Source organism: Nitrososphaera sp., assembly GCF_050748925.1.
Classification (GTDB): Archaea; Thermoproteota; Nitrososphaeria; order Nitrososphaerales; family Nitrososphaeraceae; genus Nitrososphaera.
Genome location: NZ_JBOGQF010000166.1, coordinates 1 through 3,457 on the forward strand (window position 1 = coordinate 1; position 3,457 = coordinate 3,457).

Annotated in this window: 4 protein-coding genes; 1 reads left to right on the forward strand and 3 read right to left on the reverse strand. The window is 54.7% G+C overall.

Translation table 11 applies throughout. The features are described from left to right. On the forward strand, positions 1-2,012 hold a 2,012-nt coding region (locus tag ACREAY_RS10740; RefSeq protein WP_431755766.1), incomplete at its 5' end, for a PKD domain-containing protein. A 2-nt stretch (positions 2,013-2,014) separates the two neighbouring features. Here the strand turns inward: ACREAY_RS10740 and ACREAY_RS10745 are convergent. The 3 genes from ACREAY_RS10745 to ACREAY_RS10755 all read right to left on the reverse strand — a co-directional run. Next, positions 2,015-2,395 (reverse strand): response regulator, encoded by a 381-nt coding sequence (locus tag ACREAY_RS10745; protein WP_431755767.1) that lies wholly within the window; start codon positions 2,393-2,395, stop codon positions 2,015-2,017. A gap of 523 nt (positions 2,396-2,918) precedes the next feature. Next, positions 2,919-3,095: a hypothetical protein gene (locus ACREAY_RS10750; RefSeq protein ID WP_431755768.1), complete on the reverse strand. Its 177-nt coding sequence runs from the start codon at positions 3,093-3,095 to the stop codon at positions 2,919-2,921. 32 nt (positions 3,096-3,127) lie between these two features. Next, a partial coding sequence (locus tag ACREAY_RS10755) for a hypothetical protein (RefSeq protein ID WP_431755769.1) occupies positions 3,128-3,457 on the reverse strand: 330 nt, incomplete at its 5' end.

A 3,457-nucleotide genomic window follows, 5' to 3' on the forward strand; every position in this document is an offset into this window, starting at 1 on the left:
GATTTGTAAAGAGGCTGACGCCAGACGGCAGCGCTGTAGACTTTTTATCCGGCCTCTCGACGCCCGTGGACGTCAAGGTGGGCCCGGACGGCAGCCTGTACTACCTTTTGATAGGCACCGGCGAGGTGCGCAAAGTAACGTACTCTGCCGGCAACGGCGCGCCAAACGCCGTGGCTTCTGGCAGCCCCACTTCTGGCCCCGCGCCCCTGACGGTCAATTTCAGCGGGTCGGGCAGCACCGACCCTGACGGCGACCCGCTCGCGTATTCGTGGAATTATGGCGACGGCTCGTCGGGCAGCGGGTCAAGCGCGTCGCACACGTACAGCTCGGCAGGGCCGTACACGGCGACCCTCATGGTAAGCGATGGCAGGGGCGGCAGCGACACTGCAACAGTAGGCATTTCAGTCGGGGGCGCGCCAGTTGCAACGATAAGCGCCCCGGCTGCAGGGGCGAAGTACAACGCGGGCAACACTATATCGTTTACCGGCTCTGCCACCGACGCGCAGGACGGCAGCCTGCCTGCAAGCGCGTTCAAGTGGGTCGTGCTCTTCCACCACAACACGCATACCCACCCGTTCCAGGAATTCAATGGGGTAAAGAGCGGCACACTTACGGTTCCAACCACCGGCGAGACCGCGCACGACGTGTGGTACCGCATACACCTGACAGTCAAAGACTCGTCGGGCCTGACGCACACCGTCACCCGGGACGTGACGCCAAACAAATCTGTAATTACGCTTGCAAGCAGCGTGTCGGGCCTGCAGGTCAACCTTGACGGCCAGCCCAGGACCACGCCATATTCGTTCACAGGGGTGGTCGGGATGTCAAGGACACTCCAGGCTCCATTGACACAGACACTCAACGGGCAGGCGTACCAGTTCCAGTCGTGGTCAGACGGCGGGCCGGCGACCCGCACGATAAGCACGCCTGCTGCAGGGGCGACGTACACAGCCAACTATGCGCCGGCTGCAGCAGGCCAGCACGATCTCACTGTATCGTCTGCAGACATGCAAGGCGGCCCCATCACCGGATATTACGCAACCATCCAGTCAGGCGGCTCTACCGTCAAGACCGGCTTTACCCCGCTTTCATACGCCGGCGGCGCAGGGACGTACGCCGTGACCGTGTACGACTATGGCAGCGCGACGTTTGACCACTGGGACGATGCAAGCGAGTCAAGGACCAGGACGGTGGCGCTCAACTCGGACACGGAACTGACTGCATACTATGTGACGCCTTCGTCCAGCCTAACGCGCACCCTCACGGTAGCCACGCAGGACGAAGGCGGCAACGCCCTATCAGGATATTGGACCGTTTTGTACGACAGCTCTGGCAACTCAGTCGCGTCCGGGTTCTCCCCTGCTACTTTTACGCTGGACAGCGGCCAGCAGTACTCTGTCAGCGTAGGCAATTACGGCGGGAATTCTTTTGACAGGTGGGCAGACAACGGCTCTACCGCAAATCCAAGGGACGTGTCCATAACGGCCAACACGCAGCTGACGGCGATTTACGGGACCGGGTCTGCCTACCCTGTGGCCCACATGTCTGACACTACGGCGACTTTTGGCTCACTCACTTATTCTGGCAGGCAGGTAAACGCCGAGTATGCAGGCGCGTCGTCGCAGCTGCTTGGGGACGAGATAGACAGCATTACATTGAGGCTGCAAAAGATCGGCAGCCCGTCGGGGACGGCAGAAGTGGGCGTCTTTAACGATAACCTGTCTGTGAAAAAACTGTTTGGCACCGTGAACGTGGCGTCGCTGTCGGCGTCATACGCAGACTATGAGTTCAAGCTGTCCGGCAGCGAGCTGTATACAATCCAGCCGGGCGACAGGATAGGATTCAAGTTTGCCGGGGGCGGAAGCGGCGCAGGCGTCAACGTGATGATTGACAGGGACGCGGCAGGCCCGTTTGACGGCGCCAGCTCGCAGCGCGTCAGGTACGAGTCTGGCTGGCGGTATTACGACACGAGTGAAGACCTGTACATGATACTGAGGCAGACGCACGCCTGACGCTATTGCATCCTCTTTCGTATTTCCCGGCATATCTGCGGCAGGTGAAACGGCTTTTCTATCAGATCCTGGTGCGTGACCGCCGGCAGGCCGGCCTGTAGCTCTGCGGGCGTGATGTCAAAGGCAGTCATCAGTATTATCTTGACGCCAGGCTTTATTTTCAGCAGCTTGCCTGCGAGCTCTAGGCCGCTCATGCCAGGCATCCTGATGTCGGTCAGGACGACAGAACAGGCAATGGCGTTTTTCTCAAAATGTTCCAGCGCCCGCGTGGGGGAAGAAAACATATCAACTTTGTATTTCCACTTTTTCAGGAATATCTCTAACACCGTCAATATGTCAGACTCGTCGTCGACAACCATTATCCTTTGATTGTCTAGTGACATTATCTCCTATAGTAGTGGCAAGTCAATAATAAAGGTTCCAAATAAAATCCATATTATGGCATATTCGGTCGTTTTACCTTGAAATGCAAGAAAAAGGCGTCACAGTGATAGCAGTGTCCCGATGCGTTTGAAAAAGTTGCAGCTTGATCAGTCACAGCAGGTCGTCTCTTTCTTCCAAGACGTATTCTAGAGCATAGACTTCGCCGTGCATTTCGTCAATCAGCCTCCCGTGCGTTTTTTCAAGTTTTTTGAACTTGTCCAGCATCTTTCTGATCTGCGCCTCGGTTCTCAGGTTTTACAGATGAATAATGTAGTATTTACGCATGAGTACAGCGAAAACCCAGATTATCATGCATTCGCGGGATAACGACTCATAATATTTTTAAAAGCGGTTGATTGGCAGTTTTTGGTTGTTTGGCGGCAAAAACCGTCGATTGCAGAAGCTTTGCCCCGGCCGTGGTGGCACCTACACCATGCCATATTCGCGGAGAAGATAGCCAGATGTCGTGCATATGTTTTTTGGTTACCCTTTTTCTACAAATTTGCTTACTGAAACCATTTCGTCGATTGCAATATTGGCGATTATTTTATGGTACATGGCGTTCTTCAAGTCGCCGGCGTCTATTGCCTCGTGCATCAGGTCGAGCTCACGGACGGCAACTTGCTTTTCGCGCCTGACTCCTTTGTCTAATGAAGTCATGAACAATATAGAGGACGGAAAGATGGTTAGTGTTATAGATTTTCTGCTGCCGGCGTAGAAAAGCCGGACGGAAAAACAGAAAGCATGCTTTCTTTTTTGGTGGCAGATACTCGATGTATCTCTTCTGACCACACCACTTTTTGCACTCCCTTTATTCTTTTGATTAGCGCAAGCATGTTCAGGATGTTCATGCTGTCACGGTAGATGATCTCTGCGACGATGTCAGAGTTGCCAATGTGGACGGAGACAGAATTGACTCCCGGAACTTCTACCAGCTTTTTTGCTATCAGCATCGCTTCGCCATCGGCCAGGTACAGATGCATCAGGCCCTTGTTTATCCCGAGTTTCTTGTAGTTCAGCTC